The organism is Methylorubrum rhodinum (genome assembly GCF_014199935.1).
In the GTDB taxonomy this organism is placed as follows: Bacteria; Pseudomonadota; Alphaproteobacteria; order Rhizobiales; family Beijerinckiaceae; genus Methylobacterium; species Methylobacterium rhodinum.
Window position 1 is genome coordinate 79,455 of record NZ_JACHOP010000009.1, and the last position, 20,109, is coordinate 99,563.

20 protein-coding genes are annotated in these 20,109 nt (G+C 69.2%); 5 read left to right on the forward strand and 15 right to left on the reverse strand.

Going from position 1 to position 20,109, the window contains the following annotated elements:
• The 3 genes from HNR00_RS12420 to tesB all read right to left on the reverse strand — a co-directional run bounded on the left by HNR00_RS12420 (position 1) and on the right by tesB (position 3,077).
• Positions 1-1,491, reverse strand: coding sequence for an ammonium transporter (locus HNR00_RS12420; protein WP_183569681.1), 1,491 nt, complete (start codon positions 1,489-1,491; stop codon positions 1-3).
• 87 nt (positions 1,492-1,578) lie between these two features.
• The gene (locus HNR00_RS12425; protein WP_056247188.1) at positions 1,579-1,917 is read right to left on the reverse strand and encodes a P-II family nitrogen regulator; all 339 of its coding nucleotides are present in this window, start codon (positions 1,915-1,917) and stop codon (positions 1,579-1,581) included.
• A gap of 299 nt (positions 1,918-2,216) precedes the next feature.
• A complete protein-coding gene (tesB, locus tag HNR00_RS12430; protein ID WP_183569682.1) occupies positions 2,217-3,077 on the reverse strand; it encodes an acyl-CoA thioesterase II in 861 nt (286 codons plus the stop codon).
• A gap of 103 nt (positions 3,078-3,180) precedes the next feature.
• Here tesB and HNR00_RS12435 point away from each other — a divergent pair, with 103 nt between their 5' ends.
• The gene (locus HNR00_RS12435) at positions 3,181-4,443 is read left to right on the forward strand and encodes an FAD-dependent monooxygenase (protein WP_183569685.1); all 1,263 of its coding nucleotides are present in this window, start codon (positions 3,181-3,183) and stop codon (positions 4,441-4,443) included.
• Between the two features lie 126 nt (positions 4,444-4,569).
• On the opposite strand, the gene ppa is transcribed toward HNR00_RS12435, so the two are convergent.
• On the reverse strand, positions 4,570-5,109 hold the full coding sequence (ppa, locus tag HNR00_RS12440; RefSeq protein ID WP_183569687.1) for an inorganic diphosphatase: 540 nt from the start codon (positions 5,107-5,109) through the stop codon (positions 4,570-4,572).
• Between the two features lie 143 nt (positions 5,110-5,252).
• A complete protein-coding gene (locus tag HNR00_RS12445; protein ID WP_183569689.1) occupies positions 5,253-5,759 on the reverse strand; it encodes a GNAT family N-acetyltransferase in 507 nt (168 codons plus the stop codon).
• Positions 5,760-5,933: 174 nt separating this feature from the next.
• Here HNR00_RS12445 and HNR00_RS12450 point away from each other — a divergent pair, with 174 nt between their 5' ends.
• The 4 genes from HNR00_RS12450 (at position 5,934) to HNR00_RS12465 (ending at position 8,311) form a co-directional block, all read left to right on the forward strand.
• Positions 5,934-6,152, forward strand: coding sequence for a hypothetical protein (locus HNR00_RS12450; RefSeq protein ID WP_183569691.1), 219 nt, complete (start codon positions 5,934-5,936; stop codon positions 6,150-6,152).
• A gap of 16 nt (positions 6,153-6,168) precedes the next feature.
• The gene (locus HNR00_RS12455; protein WP_183569693.1) at positions 6,169-6,609 is read left to right on the forward strand and encodes a DUF4279 domain-containing protein; all 441 of its coding nucleotides are present in this window, start codon (positions 6,169-6,171) and stop codon (positions 6,607-6,609) included.
• Between the two features lie 96 nt (positions 6,610-6,705).
• Positions 6,706-7,431 (forward strand): fused DSP-PTPase phosphatase/NAD kinase-like protein, encoded by a 726-nt coding sequence (locus HNR00_RS12460; RefSeq protein WP_183569695.1) that lies wholly within the window; start codon positions 6,706-6,708, stop codon positions 7,429-7,431.
• Positions 7,432-7,438: 7 nt separating this feature from the next.
• Positions 7,439-8,311, forward strand: a complete 873-nt coding sequence (locus HNR00_RS12465; protein WP_246390568.1) for a WcbI family polysaccharide biosynthesis putative acetyltransferase — start codon at positions 7,439-7,441, stop codon at positions 8,309-8,311.
• Positions 8,312-8,370: 59 nt separating this feature from the next.
• Here the strand turns inward: HNR00_RS12465 and lpxD are convergent, their stop codons facing one another.
• From lpxD to tsf, 10 genes are all read right to left on the reverse strand, one after another.
• Entirely contained in the window at positions 8,371-9,420 is a 1,050-nt protein-coding gene (gene lpxD, locus HNR00_RS12470; protein ID WP_183569697.1) for a UDP-3-O-(3-hydroxymyristoyl)glucosamine N-acyltransferase, read from the reverse strand.
• Positions 9,421-9,465: 45 nt separating this feature from the next.
• Positions 9,466-12,027 (reverse strand): outer membrane protein assembly factor BamA, encoded by a 2,562-nt coding sequence (gene bamA / locus HNR00_RS12475; protein WP_183569699.1) that lies wholly within the window; start codon positions 12,025-12,027, stop codon positions 9,466-9,468.
• A 483-nt stretch (positions 12,028-12,510) separates the two neighbouring features.
• Complete coding sequence (gene rseP, locus HNR00_RS12480; RefSeq protein WP_183569701.1) at positions 12,511-13,668, reverse strand: RIP metalloprotease RseP; 1,158 nt, start codon at positions 13,666-13,668, stop codon at positions 12,511-12,513.
• A gap of 162 nt (positions 13,669-13,830) precedes the next feature.
• Positions 13,831-15,009, reverse strand: coding sequence for a 1-deoxy-D-xylulose-5-phosphate reductoisomerase (gene dxr, locus HNR00_RS12485; protein ID WP_183569703.1), 1,179 nt, complete (start codon positions 15,007-15,009; stop codon positions 13,831-13,833).
• A 23-nt stretch (positions 15,010-15,032) separates the two neighbouring features.
• Positions 15,033-15,887 (reverse strand): phosphatidate cytidylyltransferase, encoded by an 855-nt coding sequence (locus HNR00_RS12490; protein ID WP_183569706.1) that lies wholly within the window; start codon positions 15,885-15,887, stop codon positions 15,033-15,035.
• Entirely contained in the window at positions 15,887-16,660 is a 774-nt protein-coding gene (locus HNR00_RS12495) for an isoprenyl transferase (RefSeq protein ID WP_183569708.1), read from the reverse strand. Before HNR00_RS12495 ends, HNR00_RS12490 begins: the two co-directional genes overlap by 1 nt.
• Positions 16,661-16,816: 156 nt before the next feature.
• Positions 16,817-17,380 carry a ribosome recycling factor gene (frr, locus tag HNR00_RS12500; RefSeq protein ID WP_183569711.1) on the reverse strand — a complete coding sequence of 188 codons (564 nt, stop codon included), beginning with the start codon at positions 17,378-17,380 and terminating at the stop codon, positions 16,817-16,819.
• 122 nt (positions 17,381-17,502) lie between these two features.
• Complete coding sequence (gene pyrH, locus HNR00_RS12505) at positions 17,503-18,225, reverse strand: UMP kinase (protein ID WP_183569713.1); 723 nt, start codon at positions 18,223-18,225, stop codon at positions 17,503-17,505.
• 170 nt (positions 18,226-18,395) lie between these two features.
• Complete coding sequence (locus tag HNR00_RS12510) at positions 18,396-18,992, reverse strand: DMP19 family protein (protein WP_183569715.1); 597 nt, start codon at positions 18,990-18,992, stop codon at positions 18,396-18,398.
• Positions 18,993-19,168: 176 nt separating this feature from the next.
• A complete protein-coding gene (gene tsf, locus HNR00_RS12515; RefSeq protein WP_183569717.1) occupies positions 19,169-20,089 on the reverse strand; it encodes a translation elongation factor Ts in 921 nt (306 codons plus the stop codon).
• Positions 20,090-20,109 lie beyond the last annotated feature (20 nt).

A 20,109-nucleotide genomic window follows, 5' to 3' on the forward strand; every position in this document is an offset into this window, starting at 1 on the left:
TCAGTAGTTGTAGGCGCGCTCGCCGTGATCGGCGATGTCGAGGCCCTCGCGCTCCTCTTCCTGCGTGACGCGCAGGCCGATCGTCAGGTCGACGAGCTTGTAGAGGATCGCCGAGCCGATGCCCGACCACAGCAGGGTGAAGCCGACCGCCTTGGCCTGGGTGATGAGCTGGGCGGTCATGTCGTAGGCGCCGAGCACGAGCTCGCCGGGCTTCGTCGTGTAGTCCGGGATGCCGGCACCGCCGAGATCGGGCGAGACCAGGATACCGGTGGCGAGCGCCCCGAGGATGCCGCCGACGCAGTGGACGCCGAACACGTCGAGCGAGTCGTCGTAGCCAAGCGCGTTCTTCACGGTCGAGCACATCACGAAGCAGACGGCGCCGGCGGCGAGCCCGAGCACGATCGAACCCATCGGTCCGGCGAAGCCGGAGGCCGGCGTCACGGCGACGAGGCCGGCGATGGCGCCCGAGAGCATGCCGAGCAGCGAGGGCTTACCCTTGGCAGCCCACTCGACGAAGAGCCAGGAGACCGCCGCCGCCGCCGTGGCGACGAAGGTGTTGATCATGGCGAGCGCGGTGGTGCCGTTGGCCTCGAGGTTCGATCCGGCGTTGAAGCCGAACCAGCCGACCCAGAGCAGCGAGGCGCCGATCGTGGTCATGGTCAGCGAGTGCGGGGCGAGCAGGTCGCGGCCGTAGCCGATGCGCTTGCCGAGCATCAGGCAGCCGACGAGGCCGGCGATGCCCGCGTTGATGTGCACGACGGTGCCGCCGGCGAAGTCGAGGGCCCCCCACTTGAACAGCAGACCGGCGTCGGCGAGCACGGCGTCGTAATCGGCCTGGGCCGCAGCCTTGTCGGTGGCCTCGGCGAGCTTCTTGGCGGCGTCGGCGAAGATGTCCGGGCCGCCCCAGTACCAGACCATGTGCGCCATCGGGAAGTAGATCAGCGTGACCCACAGGATGGAGAACACGACCAGCGCCGAGAACTTCATCCGCTCGGCGAAGGCGCCGACGATGAGCGCCGGGGTGATCATCGCGAACGTCATCTGGAAGCAGATATAGACGTATTCGGGGATCACCACGCCGTTGGAGAAGGTCGCAGCCACGGTGGTGGCGTCGACGCCCTTGAGGAAGGCCTTGCCGAAGCCGCCGACGAAGTCGTTGAGGCCGCCGCCGTTGGTGAAGGCGAGGCTGTAGCCGTAGAAGACCCACAGCAGACAGACGATCGAGGCGATGGCCATGACCTGGGTGAGCACCGAGAGCATGTTCTTAGTGCGCACGAGGCCGCCGTAGAACAGACCGAGGCCCGGCACCGTCATCATCAGCACCAGGGCTGAGGAGATCAGCATCCAGGACGTGTCGCCCTTGTTCGGGACCGGCGTCGCGGCCGCCGGCGCGGCCTCGGGGGCGGGGGTCTGGGCCAGCGACGGCTCGACGAGGAGGAGGCCGAGCGCGGCACCTCCCAGCCCGAGCGCGAGAAGAGTACGAAGTTTCATGGGACGGGAAGCTCCTGATCGCGTTCTGCGAGAGCGTTGCGAAATCTTTTCTCGGGCGGCCGGGCGGGCCGTCGAAACGCGTGAGGCTTAGAGGGCGTCGACGTCGGTCTCGCCGGTGCGGATGCGGACGGCCTTCTCCAGCGGCATGACGAAAATCTTGCCGTCGCCGATCTGGCCGGTGCGCGCGGCGCCCGCGATGGCGTCGATGACGCTGGTGACGAGGTCGGCGGCCACCGCCACCTCGATCTTCAGCTTCGGCAGGAAGCTCACGGCGTACTCGGCGCCGCGGTAGATCTCGGTGTGGCCCTTCTGCCGGCCGTAGCCCTTGACCTCGGTCACGGTCAGGCCGTGAACCCCGATGCCGGTCAGGGCGTCGCGGACCTCCTCCAACTTGAACGGCTTGATGATCGCCATCACGATTTTCATGGGCGGCGCCCCCTGATTGTTCGTTCGTGCCGGCCGCGCACCGGCCGAGACCCAGCGGCTCGCAGACGTCGGGATGACCCTGCGACCGGGCGCCTTCATTCAAGGACTATGCCAAGCGGAACCATTTTCAGGCTCGCATTTCTGCCCAAGGGCTAAGCGCCGGTCGCGCGCCGGGCGGGCAGCACCCGGATCGAAGATGCATACAGTTTAATCAAATTGGCGATCTCAGCGGCAATTTTGATCGCGAAACGCGCGGCCAAGCTCCGTCGAGACCTGAAACGCCTCCGAGATGGGCGTCTTCAGCGGCGCGGGCGGATCAGCCCTTCCTGGGCGACCGAGGCGATTAGGTTTCCCGCCTCGTCGTGCAGGGTGCCGCGGGCGAAGCCGCGGGCGCCGGAGGCGCTGGGGGCGTCCTGCGCGTAGAGCAGCCAGGAATCGGCCCGGAACGGGCGGTGGAACCACAGGGCGTGGTCGAGGCTCGCCGACTGGATGTCGGAATCGAACACGGTGCGGCCGTGCGGAATCAGCGCGGCGTCGAGCAGCGTCATGTCCGAGGCGTAGGCGAGCACGGCCCGATGCAGCGCCGGATCGTCCGGCAGGGTCTTCGTCGTGCGCATCCAGACGTGGTAGCGGCCCGGCCGCGGGGTGCGGTCGCGGTAGCGGTCGGTCTCGACCGGGCGCAGCTCGATCGGCCAGGCCTGCGTGAAGTAGGCCAGCATCGGCGCGGGCACGATGCTGCCCTCGGCGTGCGCGAGCGTCCGGGCGTCGGTGAGCGCGTCGGGGGCCGGCACGTCGGGCGGCTCGGCGGCGTGGTCGAAGCCGGCTTCCGGCTCGTGGAACGAGACCGACATGGCGAAGATCGCCCGGCCCTTCTGGATCGCCTTGACGCGGCGCGTGGTGAAGCTGCCGCCGTCGCGGATGCGCTCGACCTCGTAGACGATCGGCACCGCCGGATCGCCGCCGAGCAGGAAGTAGGCGTGCAGCGAGTGGGGCGCCCGCGCCGACACCACCGTGCGCGAGGCGGCCATCAGGCTTTGCGCCACCACCTGCCCGCCGAACACCCGCGGCCAGCCGATCGGCGGGCTGATCCCGCGAAACAGGTCGGTCTCCAGGCGCTCCAGGTCGAGGATCGCGAGGAGTCCGTCGACGGGATCGGGCATGGCGGCTTCCGGAGCGATGACAGAACGGACCGCGGCGCGGCTATCACTCGACGCGGGCGCCCGGCAAGGGCATGAGCACGGCATGAGATCTGTGGAGACGTCGATGGGCGAGACCGGTCGCCGTTCCGGGAGCCGCAGCCTGCTGGTGGCGGGCGCGGGCCTGCCCGGCCTGACGCTCGCGGTGGCGCTGAAGCGGGCGCACGGACCGGCCCTCGACGTGGCGGTCTGCGACCCCGGTCTGCAAGCGGGCGCCGCGCGCCATCGCGGGCGCGCCTACGCGGTGGCGGCGGGGCCGCGGCGGATGCTGGAGCGGCTCGGGCTGTGGGAGGCCATCGCCCCCGCGGCGGAGCCGATGCGCCGCCTCGTCATCAGCGACAGCCGGGTCGGCGATCCGGTGCGGCCGGTCTTCCTCACCTTCGGCGATGCGGAGGCGAGCGCGGACGGCGAGCCGTTCGCCCACATGGTCGAGGCCGAGCCGATGGCCGCCGCCCTGCTCGACGCCACCCGCGAGGCCGGGGTGCGGCTCGTGCCGCAGGGCGTGCGCGCGGCCGTGCCGGAGGCCGGCGGCATCCGTGCGGAACTCAGTGACGGCCAATCCGAAAAAGTTTCGCTGGTGGTGGCCGCGGACGGCGCCCGCTCGGCCCTGCGGGAGGCTGCCGGGATCGGCTGGGTCGGCTGGTCGTATCCGCAATCGGGCATCGTCGCGACGGTCCGGCACGCGCGCGACCACGAGGGCCGGGCCTTCGAGCACTTCCTGCCGAGCGGCCCCTTCGCGATCCTGCCGCTCAGGGCCGGCGGCGACCTCGGCCACCGCTCCTCGATCGTCTGGACCGAGCGGAGCGCCGATGTGCCGGCCCTGCTCGGCGGCGACGAAGCCGAGACGCTGGCCGAGATCGAGCGGCGGTTCGGGGCGGAACTCGGCCGGATCGCCCTGGAGCACGGCCCCTCGGCGCATCCGCTGGCCTTCGGCCTCGCCCGCAGCTTCCGGGGGAGGCGCCTCGCGCTCTTGGGCGACGCGGCCCACGTGATCCATCCGGTGGCGGGCCAGGGGCTCAATCTCGGGCTCGCCGGGGCGGCGGCTCTGGCGGAGGCCGTGACGGAGGCGCTGCGGCTCGGGCTCGATCCGGGCACCGACGACGTGCTGAAGGCCTACGAGCGGGCACGCCGGTTCGACACGGTGGCGATGGCGGCGGCGACCGACGGGCTCAACCGGCTGTTCTCGAACGACAGCCTGCCCCTGCGGCTCACCCGCGACCTCGGCCTCGGCCTTGTCGATCGCCTGCCGGGCCTCAAAGACTTCTTCATCGGCCAAGCCGCGGGCCGACGCGCCCAAGGCCCCCGCCTGCTCCGCGGCGAAGCACTGTAGAAGTCCGGGATCGCAAAGGGATCATCCCTTTGCCGGGGTCTCGGGGCAGAGCCCCGAGATTGGCTTCGCCGACCAGGGCTTTGCCCTGGACCCACGAAAGGACGTAGTCCTTTCGAAACCTCTGACTCACTTGGCCTTGTTGGCCTTCTCGCGCTCGATGCCTTCGAGGATCAGGCGATGAGCCTCCTCCTTGTCGCCCCAGCGGACGACCTTGACCCACTTGCCGGGCTCCAGATCCTTGTAGTGCTCGAAGAAGTGCTGGATCTGGTGCAGCGTGATGTCGGGCAGGTCGGTGTAGTTCTCGATCCGGTCGTAGCGCATGGTCAGGTGGCGCGAGGGGACGGCGATGATCTTCTCGTCCTCGCCGGCATTGTCCTCCATCACCAGCACGCCGACGGGACGCACGCTGATGATCGCGCCCGGCGCGATGGCGCGGGTGTTGGCCACCAGCACGTCGCAGGGGTCGCCGTCGCCCGACAGCGTGTGCGGGATGAAGCCGTAATTGCCCGGATAATGCATCGCCGTGTACAGGAACCGATCGACGACGAGCGCGCCGGCCTCCTTGTCCATCTCGTACTTGATCGGCTCGCCGCCGATCGGCACCTCGACGATCACGTTGACGTCGTGCGGCGGGGTCTTGCCGATCGAGATGGCGTTGATGTCCATGGCGTCTGCTTTCTTGATATCGGCCGCTTCGGCGCGACCCTGTCGGGCTGCGGCGACCGTTCGCTGTCTTAGGGTGTGTGCGCGCGAAAGAAAATCGGCCCTTCGGACAGGAATCGCCGAGTGTTGCCGCCGCGCAAAGCCTCTCAGGTGAACAGGTAGGCGGTCTTGGGCAGACTGAAGCCCGAGACGCGCTCGAACCCCTCCGGCCCCGGCACGCCGCCGAGCCGCTCGTAGAAGGCGCAGGCGCGGGCGTTGTCGGCGAGCGTCCAGACGCCGATGCGGGTCAGACCGCGGTCGATCAGGTCGTTGCGCACCGCCCGGAACAGGCGCGTGCCGAAGCCGAGCCCCTGGAACTCGGGGGCGATGTAGAGTTCGTCGATCTCGCCGTCCGCCCGCATCGTCCGCTCGCGCGCCCGGCCGTAGGCGGCGTAACCCGCGATCCGCTCGCCGAACTCGACCACGGCGAGCCCGCGCCCGCCGCCGATCATCGCCCGCCACGCCATCCCGCCGCGTCGCGCCAGGAAGCGCTCCAGGGCGACGCCCGGAATCACCCCCTGATAGGCCTCGCGCCACGACGCGTCGAACACCCCCGCGAGGCCGGCCGCGTCCGCGGGGCGGGCTCGGCGGATGCTCACGGTGTTCGTCGTCATGGCCGGCTCCGCTGAGGGGTTCGCCTCTATGATGCCGGCAAACGCGGCGGCCGAGCAACGGGGAAAGCGGGCAGCCGGCCTTCAGCAGCAACTTGCGCGTCAGAAGGGATCGGCTACGCTCGAATGGCCCGAAGGCGCCTGTAGATTGCGGCAACACGATCACGAGCGAGTCGATTGTCACGTCGCGTCATCTGGGATCGCACCGGAGGCAATCCGATCCCGCATGTGAGCAAGGAATTGAGGATCGACCCTTACGTCTGCAGCGGTGCCCTGCACACGATCAAACAATCGGCAGGCCTCCGTCCGAACGACGACGTGATGATCTACGACAACGGCGATGTGACCGGCAGGCTCAACGGCGACGAGATCGGGAATCTGTACGATGAGCACTGATCCAAGACCGCTTCCCGTGACCTACGCGGCGATCGTGCTCAAGGGCGAGCATCTTGACCCCGATCTCGTCTCGGCCATCATGGAGCGCGAGCCCACCCTCTCGTACCGGCGCGGCGACACCTACAGTGTCAAAGGCCGAGAGCAGGAAAGGCGGTTCGGCCTGTGGGTCTACAGCACCCGCAACATCGTGGCCTCGGGCAGCCTGAAGAAGCATCTGGAGGCCCTGGAAATCGCGATTCTCGGCCTGCGATCCGCATGGTCCGAGAAACGATGGCTCAAGATGAAGGCTCTGGTCGAGGATCAGGGCGTCGAGTTACGCATCGACGTGTTCTGGTACGGCCCCGCGCAGTCCGAATTTCCGCATATCAGCCTGTCGTTCCAGCATCTGATCGACGAGGCCGGGGGCAGCATCCAGACCGACTTCCATCGGGACGAGGATGCAACGCAGGTCGCATAGCCGGCCGTGACGCCGATCTTGCCCGCACCGCCCGCGTTGTCGCCCGAATCATGGGCTGCTAGACGGACATTCCTTCCGGCCAGCCCGCGCGTCCCCTTGTTCAACCGCTTCCTTCCCCCCGAGACGCGCTACGCGCGGCGCATGGCGCGCATCGCGAAGTTCGAGAAGCCGATCGCCGGTCCGGTCTCCCGCGCCAAGGCGTGGGCGAACATGCTGCTGGTCGATCACGGCGTGTTCCGGCTGGCCTATCTCAACCGCCATCGCATCGGCACCGGCCTCGTCTGGCGCTCGGCCCAGCCGAGCCCGCACCAGCTCGCGTGGTTCAAGCGCCGGGGGGTGCGCACCGTAGTCTCCCTGCGGGGCGGGCGCGAGCACGGCTCCTGGCCGCTGCAGCGGGAGGCTTGCGAGCGGCAGGGCCTGCGGCTCGTCGAGTTCGTGCTGCGCTCCCGCGAGGCGCCCTCGCGCGAGACCCTGATGGCCGCCAAGGCGTTCTTCGCCGGCATCGAGTACCCGGCGGTGATGCACTGCAAGTCCGGTGCGGACCGGGCCGGGCTCGCCGCCGCCCTGTTCCTGATCCTGCACGAGGACCGCCCGGTGCGGGAGGCGCTGCGCCAGCTCTCGCCGCGCTACGGCCATTTCCGCTTCGCCAAGACCGGCATCCTCGATGCCTTCTTCGCCGCCTATCTCCGCGAGGGCGAGCCGCGCGGCCAGAGTTTTTCGGACTGGGTCGAGCACAGCTACGACCCCGAGGCGCTGAAGCGCGATTTCCGCGCGGGCTTCTGGTCCGACCTCGTCGTCGACCGCCTGCTGCGGCGGGAATAGCCGGCCGTTGCCCCTGTCGTTCCGCAGGCTCTTCGCGCGCCGCCCGCGGGAAGAGGAGGCCGGGGCGGGCCCGCGCATCGCGGTCGTCGGCGACGAACAGGCCCGCGGCGTCGCCGAGGCCATGCGCATCCTGGCAGCCGGAGCGCGCGTGCGGTTCATCGCGACGGGCGATCTCGGACGGGGGGCGCTTACCGGGTTCGACCACGTCTTCACCCAGCCGCGCCTCCCGGAGCCACCGCGGGCGAGATTGTTTCCAAAGGTCGTCTTCACCGCCTTCCATCCGGACGCCGTGCGCATCGACGGCGTCCCCTCCCCTCTCGGGGCCGATCACTCGGCCATCGCCCTGTTCGGCCATCGCCGGGGCCTGGATGCGGAGGCGATCGTCCGGCTCTACCGCGAGGATGTCTTTTCGCGGCTGGGGTATCTCGACGCCTGGGACGGGGCCGCCGCCGCGCTCGTCGCATCCGGCCGCGCCGTCGGCCTCGACTTCGCCGACGATCTGTTGCGCTGGGCGCGCCGGGGCCTGTTCATGCACGGCATCGACCGCCCGCGCGGCTTCGTGCTCGCAGACATCGCCGCCCGGTTGCTGCGCGAGGCCGGCCTCCCGATCCGCGGCGTCCCGGTGGAGGCCTACGGGCCGGACCCGCTCGTCGACGGGCCGGTCTGGCCGGTCTACCCGCCCCTCGCGACGCTCTACGGCGTTCCCGGTTCCACGTCGTTCAAGCGCGGGCAGCGGCGCGGCGAACCGCCCGTCGTGCTCGATCTCGACGCCTTCGTGGCCGAGAGCCTCGCGCTCTATCGGACGCGGCGGCCGGAGGCGTTGCATTGCCTGCGGCTCGTGGAATGGGAGGCGTCGCCGGATATCCGCGCGCTGTTCTGAACCGAAGCCGCAGGGGCGCCGCCCCTGCACCCCGCCGAAGGACTTGTCCTTCGGGAACCTTATTTTTCGTCGCTGCCCGAGCGTTCGGCAAGCCGGGCCAGGGTCGTGAGTTCGCGAAACCATGCCCGCACGGGTTTCGCCGGCGTGCCGCCCCAGCGCGAGCCGGGCGGCACGTCGCGGTTGACGTTGGAGGAGCCGGCGATCTGCGAGCCCATGCCGATGCGCAGGTGGCCGACCACGCCGACCTGCCCGCCCAGCACCACGTAATCCTCCAGCGTGGTCGAGCCGGAGATGCCGACCCCGGAGACGATCACGCAGTGGCGGCCGATCACCACGTTGTGGGCGATCTGCACGAGGTTGTCGATCTTGGTCCCCTCCCCGATCACCGTGTCGCGCGAGGCGCCCCGGTCGATCGTGGTGTTGGCGCCGATCTCGACATCGTCCTGGACGATGACCCGGCCGATCTGCGGCACCTTGAGATGCCCGCCCGGCCCCATGGCGAATCCGAATCCGTCCTGGCCGAGGCGGGCGCCGGGATGGACGATGACGCGGTTGCCGACCAGCGCGTGAGTGAGCGTGCTGCCGGCCCCGATCGAGCTATCGCGTCCGATCCGCACGTTCGGCCCGATCACGGCGTTCGGCCCGATCACCGTGCCGGAGCCGATCTCGGCGCCGGGCCCGACCACCGCGCCGGGATCGACGCGCACATTGTCCTCGAGGCGGGCCTGGGAATGCACGTGGGCGCCGGGGGAGACGCCGCTCGCCCCGAACAGCGAGCCCGGCCGCATCGCCTCGCCGTAGAGGCGGGCCAGCAGGCCGGCATAGGCGCGGTAGGGATCGCGCAGCACCAGCGCCACCGTGCCCTCGGGCACGCGGGCGGAAAAGCGCGGCGAGACCAGGCAGGCGAGCGCCCGCGTGCCGGACAGCGCCTCGCCGTAGCGGGCGTTGTCCATGTAGGCGATCTCGGACGGACCCGCCGATTCGAGCGGAGCCGCACCGGTGACGGGGCGGGCCGGGTCGGCGCCCTCCGGCAGGGAAACGCCGCAAGCCTCGGCGACCGCACCGAGGCTCAGGCCGCCCTGCGGCGTGATGAAGACGGGGTCTGACATGGAGGGACAACGCACCGACCCGCGTCGGGTCGGTGCGTCACGGGGTCAGAAGCGCGAGCCGCCGGAGAAGCGGAAGGCCTGGAGCTGGTCCTTGCCGACCTTGCCGAAGCCGTTGCTCACGCCCTCGTCCTTGGTCAGGGCGTAGGCGTAGTCGAAGCGGATCGGGCCGAGCGGCGAGTTCCACAGGATCGAGGCACCGACCGAGGAACGGATCGTGGCGCTGTCGCGGACGTTCACGCATTCCGGCTCGACGGTGATCGCGCCGGCCCCGATGCTGCGGTAGTTGCAGCCCGTCGGGCCGAGGCCGTTGATGAAGGCGTCGCCGTTCACGTTGAAGGTGCGCCGACCGGAATAGCCGAACAGCGTACCGGCATCGGCGAACACGGCGCCCTTCAGGCCGAGATCCTTCGGGATGCCCCAGATCGGGAACTGAACCTCGACCGTGGCGCCGAAATAGGTCGTGCCGCCGATGGCGTTGGAGCGGGCGTCGGCGATGCCGACGTCGCGGGGTCCGAGGCCGTTCGGCGCGAAGCCGCGGACCAGCGACGGGCCGAGGAAGAACTGGTCGGTGATGCGCAGCGGGTTGCCGTCGAGCGCCGAGATGTGACCGCCCTGCAGGCGGACGAAGCCGATCACGTCCTCCCAGATCTCCTTGTAGTAGCGGGCGTCGCCCGTCACACGGAAGAACTTGGAGTCGCCGCCGATGCCGGCCACGTCGGGCTTCAGCTCGCCGTAGAAGCCGTTGGTCGGCCGCTGCAGGTTGTCGAGGGTCGAGTAGGCCAGCGTCACACCGGCGAGAGAGGTCAGGGTCGAGCCCTGCGATCCCTTGAGCGCGATCGACGCCTCGCCGTCATAGGCGCAGTTCGGATAGGTCGGCAGCCCGGCGACATTCTGGCCGGTCGTCGGATCGACCGTTCCGGCCGGGTTGAGCTGCGTGTAGCCGGGGATCGGAACCGAGCAGTCGTTGTAGGGCCGCTTGATCGTGTTCGGCACCTTCAGCTCGGTGTTGTAGAGCGAGTAGCGGAAGGTGACGCCGAAATCCTCGGTGATCGGCAGGCCGACGCGGAGCTGGCCGCCGTAGACGGTCGTCTCGTAGCGCGAGTAGCGGGTCAGGTCCGAGTACTTGTAGAAGGCGTCGAAGCCGGCCGCCATGCGGTAGCCGAGGAAGTACGGCTCGGTGAACGAGAAGTCGAAGCCCTTGGCGTACTGGCCGCCCTGGCCGGCGACGCGCACGTACTGGCCCCGTCCCAGGAAGTTCGACTCGGAGACCGAGACCTCGCCGATGATGCCGTCCTGGGTGGAGTAGCCGCCCGCCACCGAGAACGAGCCCGTGGGCTGATCCTCGACGTCGATGTTCACGATCACGCGGTCCGGCGAGGTGCCCGGCTCGTTGGAGAACCGCACCTTCTTGAAGAAGCCCAGGCCGTTGAGACGGCGCTCGGCGCGGTCGACCAGGACGCGGTTGTAGGCGTCGCCCTCGGTCAGGTCGAGCTCGCGGCGGATGACGTAGTCGCGTGTGCGGGTGTTGCCGCGGATGTTGATGCGCTCGACGTAGACGCGCGGGCCGTCCTCGACCACGAAGCCGAGGGAGACCTGCCGGGAAGCACGGTCGCGCTGGCCGGTCGGGCGCACCTGCGCGAAGGGATGGCCCTGGCGGTTGACCTCGGTGGTCACGCCGACCAGCGACTTCTCCACGTCCTCGGCATTGTAGACATCGCCGACGCGGGCGCGGATCTGGCCGTCGAGGGCCTCGCGGTCGACACCGGGAATGCGCGGATCCACGGCGACGGCGCCGACGGTGTACTGCTCGCCCTCGTCGACCGTGACGGTGACGACCCAGCCGGAATCGTCGGCGGCCTCGACGTAGCGGGCGTCGGCGTTGACGACGCGGAAATCGGCATAGCCGTTCTTGAGGTAGTAGCGGCGCACGAGTTCGACATCGGCCGCGATCCGGTCCGGATCGTAGACGTCGGAGGTCTTGATGAACGACAGGAAGTTCATCTCCGTCGAGGTCATGAGGCCGCGCAGCGTCGACTCGGAATAGGCGCGGTTGCCGACGAAGTTGATCGCGCGGATGCCGGTCTTGTCGCCCTCGTCGATGGTGAAGACGACGTCGGAGCGGCCGTTGGGCAGGTCGACGAGGCGGTAGCTGATCTTGGCGGTGCCGCGACCGAAGCGCTTGTAGACCTCGCGGATGCGCTCGACGTCGGCCGCGACGACCGCCTGGCTGAGCGCACCGCGCTCCTTGGACTCGACGACGCCCTCAAGCGTCGACTTCTCGACCTTCTTGTTGCCCTCGAAGAAGACGCGGCCGACGACACTGTTCTCGCGCACCCGCACCACGGTGGTGCCGCCGCGCGCCGAGACCTGCACGTCGGAGAAGAGGCCGGTGGAGAGGAGGTTGCGCCGGGCCTCCTCGGGGGAGCCGGAGGCGGTGCCGGTGACGTAGGAGCGGATCGTGCCGGAATCGACCCGCTTGTTGCCTTCAACGACGATCTGCTGGGCGTGAGCGACCTCGCCGCCGAGGATCACACCGGCGGCGGTGGCGACCAGAACGATGGCCCGCTCCGCCGACTTGCGCCGGCGCTTTCCCGTCATCGACATCATGTAATCGCCCGTCTCTTTTTATCTCAGCACGGGTTCGCACCCGCGGGCCGCCGTCCGGTTAGAGACAGGCCGCCCTCTGGTCCCAGCCACGCTTGTATCGGGATTCCCCTGCGACGCAACGCGGGGGAGGTCCGCCGTTAAGGGATTTTGGGGGGTCGTGGCCTTCGCGCCACTTAACGGCTCGGCACTTGCCCACAGGATCGCGGATCAGGGTGAATGGGGCGTAAATGCGGCTCCCACCACGGCTTTTCGGATCGGGATCCGATCGCCGCAACACCCCGTTAACCACGGCTCCGAATCGGAATCGTGGCGCTCATCCACGAAAAAGGCCCGGCCGAAAGGGCCGGGCCACCGCTCGAAGTCGCGCGGGCGGCGTCGCGGCGCGAAGGGCGCCGCGCGCAGCGGGCCTCGGCATCGGCCGAGGCATCCAGGAGCAAACCTGAAGCCCGCGGAGGCGGGCGCCGGCGACGGAGGCCGGGAAAATCAGGTGCCGCGGCTGAAGGAGGCGCCGAGGTTGAGGATGTCGTTCCAGGCGGCGAACAGCATCAGCATCAGCACGAAGGCCAGACCGATGCGGAAGCCGATCTCCTGGGCGCGCTCGCTCAGGGGTTTCCCGCGCACCACTTCGAAGGCGTAGAACAGGAGGTGGCCGCCGTCGAGCAGCGGGATCGGGAAGAGGTTGAGCAGGCCGATCGAGACAGAGAGCAGCGCGATCAGCCCGATCAGCCCGCCGACGCCGCCGACGCGGGCGACCTCGCCGGAGACCCGGGCGATGCCGATCGGCCCGGAGAGCTGGTCGGCGGATTCGCGGCCCGTCACCAGCTTGCCGATGTAGTCGAAGGTGCGCTCGACCACGAAGTAGGTCTCGCTGACGCCGAGCTTGAGCGACTCGTAGGGGCCGTAATGCACGAGCTTGGCCGCGTCGCCCCGCGGCCCGTTGATGCCGAGCCGGCCGAAGCGGTGGCGGCCGAACGGGGTGCGGTCCTCGATCTTCTCGGGCACCGCGGTCAGCGTCTTCGCCTCACCGCCGCGATCGACCGTGACCGAGAGGGACGAGCCGGCCGCCCCCGAGACGACGCGCTGCATCTCGCCGAAGGTCGCGATGGTCTGCCCGTCGATGGAGCGGATCACGTCGCCGGGCTGGAAGCCGGCGCGCTCGGCGGCGCTGCCGGGCTGCACCGCCTCGACGCGGGCCGGCGTCTCGTAACGGCCGTTGACGTAGATCGCGCCCGCGAACACCGCGATCGCCAGGATGAAGTTGGCGATCGGCCCCGCGGCGACGATCGCCGCGCGCTTGGCCACGGGCTGGGTCGGGAAGCTGATCGCGCGCTCGTGCGGGTTCATCCGGGCGACCGCTTGCGGATCGGGCACGCTGGCGCCGTTGGCGTCGCCCACGAACTTGACGTAGCCGCCGAGCGGGATCGCGCAGAGTTTCCAGCGGGTGCCGCGCCGATCGGTGAAGCCGACGAGTTCCGGCCCGAAGCCGATCGAGAAGGCGTTGACGCCGACGCCGCACCAGCGGCCGACGAGGAAGTGCCCCATCTCGTGGACGAAGACCACGATGGTCAGCACGATCAGGAACGGGATCACCGCGCCGAAGAAACCGGCCGCGTTGCCGCCCATGCTGCTGAGGAAATCCATTCCGGCACCCTTTTGCCGCGCTCGTCTCGTGGTCCGCCCTGACAGGGCGGCCCCCCAAGCCGCAAGTCGCGGATCGTCGCACGCCGCGCGGCCCGGCGCGAGACCTTTCGATTGTTTCGATTCGCGCGCGGTGAGCCGGTCCCCGTCAAGCCTGTCCTAGGGTTAACCGGCGGCGCGGGCCTGCGGCACCGCCTCCAGGCTCCAGGCCCGTACCTCGGCGTCGATGGCGAGCGCCTCCTCGACGTCCTCGGGCGCGCGGGTGTGGACAGTGGCGAAGCGCTCGCAGGCGCGCTCGACCAGTTCGGCGATGCCGTAGAAGGGGATCGCGCCGCGGATGAAGGCGGCGACCGCGATCTCGTTGGCGGCGTTCATCACGGTGGGCGCCGCCCCGCCCTCGGTCAGCGCCGCGCGAGCGACGCGCAGGCAGGGGAAGCGCGCCTCGTCGGCCGGCTCGAAGGTGAGGCTGCCCGTCGTCGCGAGATCGAGCGGGCGCCCGCGGGCGATCTCCAGGCGGTCGCCGAGGCCGAGGCAATGGGCGATCGGCACCCGCATGTCCGGCATCGCGAGCCCTGCGGTGACGGCGCCGTCGCGCCACGCGATCAGCCCGTGCACGATCGATTGCGGATGGACGATCACGTCGAGCCGGGCCGCCTCGATGGCGAAGAGGTGACGGGCCTCGATCAGCTCCAGCCCCTTGTTCATCAGCGAGGCGGAATCGATGTTGATCTTCATGCCCATCGACCAGGTCGGGTGGGCGGCGGCCTCGGCCGGCGATGCGGCGGCGATGCGCTCCCGCGTCCAGGTGCGGAACGGGCCGCCGGACGCCGTGAGCGTCATCTTGGCGATGTCGGAAACGCGACCGTCGCCCATGGCCTGGGCCAGTGCGTTGTGCTCGGAATCGACCGGCAGGATCGTTGCGCCGTAGCGGGCGGCGTCGCGCATGAAGGCGTCGCCGGCGCAGACGAGGCTCTCCTTGTTGGCGAGCGCGATGGTGCGCCCGAGCCGGAGCGCCGCGTGGGTCGGCTTCAGGCCCGCCGCCCCGCTCACCGCGGCGACGACGATGTCCGCCTCGCGGGCGACCGCCTCCAGCACCGCACTCTCCCCCGCCCCGTTCGGGATGCCGGAGCCGGACAAAGCCTCGGCCAGAGCTGGCCCGGCGGACTCGTCGGCGAGGGCGGCGAAGTCGGGCCGCATCTCCAGGGCGAGCTTGGCGAGCGCGGCCGCGTCCTTGCCACCGACGAGCGCGCCGACGCGGAAGCGGCCGGCATGCTGGGTCAGGAGGTCGGTGGTCGAGCGGCCGATCGATCCGGTGGCGCCGAGGACGGTGACGGTGAGGCTCACGACGAAACTTCCCTAACAGGCGCTCAAGCGGTGAGCCGCAGCGCGGCAAAGCACAGGCCGGCGAGCAGCGCCACGGCGAAGAAGCCGTCGAGCCGGTCCATGACGCCGCCATGGCCGGGAATCGAGCGGCCGGAATCCTTCACGCCGTAGCGCCGCTTGAGCGAGGATTCGACGAGGTCGCCGCCTTGGCTAAGCACCGAGGCGATCCCGCTGAACAGCGCGACCACGGGCAGCGAGACGGCGGGCAGCGCCTCCCAGCCGTGGCTGCGGGCGATGGCCGCCGTCACGGTGCCGGCGACGATGCCGGCGGTGAGCCCGCCGAGCGCGCCCGACCACGTCTTGTTGGGGCTCACCCGCGGCATCAGCTTCGGCCCGCCGATCAGGCGGCCGGTGATGTAGGCCAGGATGTCGGTCGACCAGACCACGGCGAACATCCAGGCCGGCCCGACGAGGCCGATGGCGGGATCGATGCGCAGAAGCGTCGGCACCAGCGCGACGACGGCGCCGCCGAGGAGGCCGCTCACGGCCTTGCGCCGGGTGATGCCGCGCGCCAGCGCGACGAGGCCGACGCTGCCGGCGAGCAGGATGAGCAGGAAGCTCCACGCCGGCGCGCCGAGGAGCGCGGCGGCGGCGAGCCCGGCGAGCGTCGCGCCGGTGACGCCGAGCAGCGGCAGCAGCGGCTCCGAGCGGGTCATGGCGAGCCATTCGGCGGCGCCGACCGTGCCGGCGATGAGCCAGACCAGGGCGAAGGCCCAGCCGCCGAGGAGCAGCGTGCCGACCACCGCCGTGCCGAGCACGATCGCCGAGACGGTGCGCAGCCGGAACTCGCGGGTGGCGAAGGGGGAGCGCACGGCCCGGACGGGTGGGGACTGCGCCATCAGCCGGCCGTCGTCCCGAGGCCGCCGAAGCGGCGGTCGCGGCGGTGGTACTCGGCGAGCGCCGCCTCGAAGGCCGCGTGGTCGAAATCCGGCCAGAAGCCCGGCTCGATCACGTACTCGGCATAGGCCGTCTGCCATGTCAGGAAGTTCGACAGGCGCTGCTCGCCGGAGGTGCGGATCACGAGGTCGGGATCGGGGATGCCGGCGGTGTCGAGGGCGCCCGCGATCGTCGGCAGGTCGATCTCTTCCGGCCGCAGCCGGCCCGCGGCGACCGATGCGGCGATCCGCCGAACCGCGCTCAGAATCTCCTGGCGGCCGCCGTAGTTGAAGGCGACCACCAGCGTCAGGCCGGTATTGGCGCGGGTGCGCGCCTCGGCCTCGTCGAGGAGCGCTGCGATATCGGCGGAGAGGTTTTGGCGCTCTCCGATCACCCGAATGCGCACGTTGTTGGCGTGGAGGTCGGCCAGATCCCCGCGCACGAACAGGCGCAGCAGGCCCATCAGCTCGGTGATCTCGGAGGGCGGACGGCGCCAGTTCTCGGACGAGAAGCTGTAGACGGTGAGGTAGGCCACACCGAGATCGATCGCCGAGCGCACCGCGCGGCGCACCGCCTCGACGCCGCGGCGATGCCCCTCGAAGCGGGGCAGCCCCTTCCGGGCGGCCCAGCGGCCGTTGCCGTCCATGATGATCGCGACGTGCCGGGGAGCCGGGCGCGCCGCTCCATCGGGGGCGGTGTCCGCCCCGATCTGCCGCGCGCCCTCCGAGCGAACCAACCGCCTCTCCCCGTCAGGCAAAAAGTCATGGTTTCGAAAGGACACGTCCTTTCGCGGGTCAAGGGCAGCGCCCTGGAACGATGCCGGGGCTCTGCCCCGGCGCCCCGCCAAAGGGCTTGCCCTTTGGGAACCCTTCACGAAAAACCAAACAAATCCTCAGACCTGCATGATTTCCTTTTCCTTCGAGGCCAGCACCTGATCGACTTCGGCGATGGCGTCGTCGGTGGCCTTCTGCACGTCGCCGGCCTGACGCTTCTCGTCGTCCTGGCTGATGGCGCCGTCCTTCTCCAGCTTCTTGAGGATGTCGAGCCCGTCGCGGCGCACGTGGCGCACGGCGACGCGGGCCTCCTCGGCGTATTTGTGGGCGACCTTGACCATCTCCTTGCGGCGCTGCTCGTTCATCTCGGGGATGCGCAGGCGGATGGTCTGCCCCTCGGTCATCGGGTTGAGGCCGAGATCGGATTCGCGGATCGCCTTCTCGACGGCGGTGACCATCGAGCGGTCCCACACCGAGATCGAGAGCAGGCGCGGCTCGGGCACGCTGACGGTGGCGACGCCGGCCATCGGCATCATCGAGCCGTAGGCCTCGACATTGATCGGCTCGACCAGGCTCGGCGTCGCCCGCCCCGTGCGCAGCGAGCCCAGATCCTTGCTGAGCGAGGCGATAGCGCCCTGCATGCGGCGCTTGATGTCGCCGAGATCGAAATCCGGTGTGGCCATGGTTTTGAAAATCCCGACGCGTTCGGGTGGCAGATCGGCGCGAAGGCGCGAAGCCTCCGTCGCGGTGGCGCTACATGAACGAAAAACCCTGGAGCCGCAAATAGCGTGGCGCGGCGTTTCGCCTACGGCACCACGCGGGTCGAGACCGATTGCCCGGTCAGGATCGCCGTGACCGAACTCGGCGCATGGACCGAGCCGACCACGAGGGTGAGCCGGCTCTCGCGGGCCAGCGCGAAGGCGGCGGTGTCCATCACCTTGAGGTCGCGGGCGATGGCCTCGTCGTGGGTGATCGAATCGTAGCGGATCGCCTCCGGATCGCGCTTCGGGTCCGCCGAGTAGACGCCGTCCACCTGGGTCGCCTTGAGCACCGCGTCGCAGCGCAGTTCCGCCGCGCGCAGAACCGCGGCCGTGTCGGTGGTGAAGTAGGGGTTGCCGGTGCCGCCCGCGAGCACCACGACCTGCCCCTTGTCGAGATGGTGCAGCGCCGGCTGGCGCGCATAGGTCTCGCAGATCGTCGGCATCGACACCGCCGACATGGTGCGCGCCTGGACGCCGGCCGCGTTGAGCGCGGTCTCGATGGCGAGCGAGTTCATCACGGTGGCCATCATGCCGAGCGAGTCGCCGGTCGCCCGGTCGATCCAGCCGGCCTGGGAGATGCGCGCCCCGCGGATCAGGTTGCCGCCGCCGACCACGATGGCGATCTCGATGCCGTGGCCGATGGCCTCGCGGATGTCCTCGGCCAGAGCGGCCAGCATCGGCGGATGCAGCCAGAACCCGTCGGGGGCGGCGAGCGCCTCGCCCGAGAGCTTGACCAGGACACGGCGGTAGGGCGTCGTCTCCGGCATCGGATCCTCGTCGGCTTGGCTGCTGGCGCCGGCTTCTAGCAAGACGGGGACCCGAACGTCGAGGGGCGGCGGCATTCCTGCTGCCAATCGAGCAGGATGGGAGAAGCAGCGGATTCACCGCTCCGCCTGCCGGCCCTGGGCGGGCCAAGCCAACCCTGGTCCAAGACGATCTATTCTTTGAAGAAACTACCCTTACGCGCCTCGATGATCCTTGCCAAAGTGATCAAAATGCTTTCGCCACTTTCATTCAACAGATCAAAATAACGATCGTCCAAATCATCGAATACCTTCGAGCACTTTTTAAATATTTCTGATACGGCCTCCATATCTTCAGAATCATGCGGCTGCATGCCAGCCATTTTCTCGAGCAATCTCCAGCGCTCTTCGCGGTCAATTGGTACAGGTCTGGCGAATCTGTCGTAAGCCTCTTCCAAAATATCGGCCAGTCGGTTCAGCCCAAAACGCCGAGCCCCCTGCAAGGCGTCTTCAGCCAGCTCTCCAAAGCTATTATAAAATACCTGCGTAATCCCACCGTTTTCGATTTGCCCCGCTACATTCCAAATCGCAAAAAGTCCGATCTGGTCCTCGTTCAAGCGCGGCTGATTTACGCGACGCCACTCCGGCTCCTCGAATTCCCAGCCGGACGCGACCGATCCGATCGCCGCGAAAACGTAATTCTCTTCATTACACGCTTCATTCTTGCCGCCGCTCTCCGAAAAACAGGGGCCGGGCCAAGCGTTTCGTTCAGTAATGTCAGGTGGATACATAAGACGATCCGAATGCATCGAAGTTCGACCATTGGGCTACTGGAGCTATCCGATGGCACAAAAATGGCGGCGGCTCTGTTCGAACCGCCGCCATGGATCTGAGATTGCCATCGATCGCGGACGCGATCCGGCACCAGCCTTGGCCGAGCCGGATCGTGCCGTGAACGTTCCTCGGATCAGCGCGACATGCTCGCGACTTCCGCCGCGAAGTCCGGCCCCTCTTCCTTCTCGATGCCCTCGCCGAGCGCGTAGCGGACGAAGCCCTTGATGGCGACGTCGCCGCCGACCTTGCCCGCGGCTTCCTTGAGCACCTGGGAGATGGTCTTGGAGCCGTCGTGGACGAAGGGCTGCTCCAGGAGGGTGACCTCCTTGTAGTAGCTCTTCAGGCCGCTCTCGACGATCTTGGCCATCACGTGGTCCGGCTTGCCGGCGTTCTTCTCGCGCAGGATGTTGCTCTCGCGCTCGACCACGGCCGGATCGATGCCCGAGGCGTCGAGCGCCACCGGGTTGGTCGCCGCGATGTGCATGGCGATCTGGCGGCCCAGCGTCGAGAGGACCTCCACGTCGCCCTCGGACTCGAGCGCGACGAGCACGCCGATCTTGCCGAGGCCCTCGCTGATCTGGCCGTGGACGTAGGACGCGATCACGCCCTTGGCGACTTCGAGCTTGGCGACGCGGCGCAGCGTCATGTTCTCGCCGATGGTGGCGATGAGGTTCGAGAGCTTCTCCTGAACCGTCTCGGACGCGCCCGGGAAATGCGCGGCCTGGAGGCCTTCGAGCGTGCCGTCGGTGTTCAGGGCGATCTTGGCGGACTCGCGGGCGAAGGCCTGGAAGCCGTCGTTGCGGGCGACGAAGTCGGTCTCGGAGTTCACCTCGACCAGAGCGGCGTGGCGGCCGGCGGACTCGACGGCGACGAGGCCTTCCGCCGCGACGCGGCCGGCCTTCTTGGCGGCCTTGGCGAGCCCCTTCTTGCGCAGCCAGTCGACCGCGGCCTCGAGGTCGCCGTCCGTCTCGTTGAGCGCGCCCTTGCAATCCATCATGCCGGCGCCGGTCTTTTCGCGAAGCTCCTTCACGAGTGCGGCGGTGATGTTGGCCATGGCGATCCTCTCGGGTCTGG

What these genes read in the sequence shown, in the direction of transcription:
- HNR00_RS12420 (WP_183569681.1), bottom strand. Translation starts at nt 1,491, where the DNA reads ATGAAACTTCGTACTCTTCTCGCGCTCGGGCTGGGAGGTGCCGCGCTC.
- HNR00_RS12425 (WP_056247188.1), bottom strand. Translation starts at nt 1,917, where the DNA reads ATGAAAATCGTGATGGCGATCATCAAGCCGTTCAAGTTGGAGGAGGTC.
- tesB (WP_183569682.1), bottom strand. Translation starts at nt 3,077, where the DNA reads ATGCCCGATCCCGTCGACGGACTCCTCGCGATCCTCGACCTGGAGCGC.
- HNR00_RS12435 (WP_183569685.1), top strand. Translation starts at nt 3,181, where the DNA reads ATGGGCGAGACCGGTCGCCGTTCCGGGAGCCGCAGCCTGCTGGTGGCG.
- ppa (WP_183569687.1), bottom strand. Translation starts at nt 5,109, where the DNA reads ATGGACATCAACGCCATCTCGATCGGCAAGACCCCGCCGCACGACGTC.
- HNR00_RS12445 (WP_183569689.1), bottom strand. Translation starts at nt 5,759, where the DNA reads ATGACGACGAACACCGTGAGCATCCGCCGAGCCCGCCCCGCGGACGCG.
- lpxD (WP_183569697.1), bottom strand. Translation starts at nt 9,420, where the DNA reads ATGTCAGACCCCGTCTTCATCACGCCGCAGGGCGGCCTGAGCCTCGGT.
- bamA (WP_183569699.1), bottom strand. Translation starts at nt 12,027, where the DNA reads ATGATGTCGATGACGGGAAAGCGCCGGCGCAAGTCGGCGGAGCGGGCC.
- rseP (WP_183569701.1), bottom strand. Translation starts at nt 13,668, where the DNA reads ATGGATTTCCTCAGCAGCATGGGCGGCAACGCGGCCGGTTTCTTCGGC.
- HNR00_RS12490 (WP_183569706.1), bottom strand. Translation starts at nt 15,887, where the DNA reads ATGGCGCAGTCCCCACCCGTCCGGGCCGTGCGCTCCCCCTTCGCCACC.
- frr (WP_183569711.1), bottom strand. Translation starts at nt 17,380, where the DNA reads ATGGCCACACCGGATTTCGATCTCGGCGACATCAAGCGCCGCATGCAG.
- pyrH (WP_183569713.1), bottom strand. Translation starts at nt 18,225, where the DNA reads ATGCCGGAGACGACGCCCTACCGCCGTGTCCTGGTCAAGCTCTCGGGC.
- HNR00_RS12510 (WP_183569715.1), bottom strand. Translation starts at nt 18,992, where the DNA reads ATGTATCCACCTGACATTACTGAACGAAACGCTTGGCCCGGCCCCTGT.
- tsf (WP_183569717.1), bottom strand. Translation starts at nt 20,089, where the DNA reads ATGGCCAACATCACCGCCGCACTCGTGAAGGAGCTTCGCGAAAAGACC.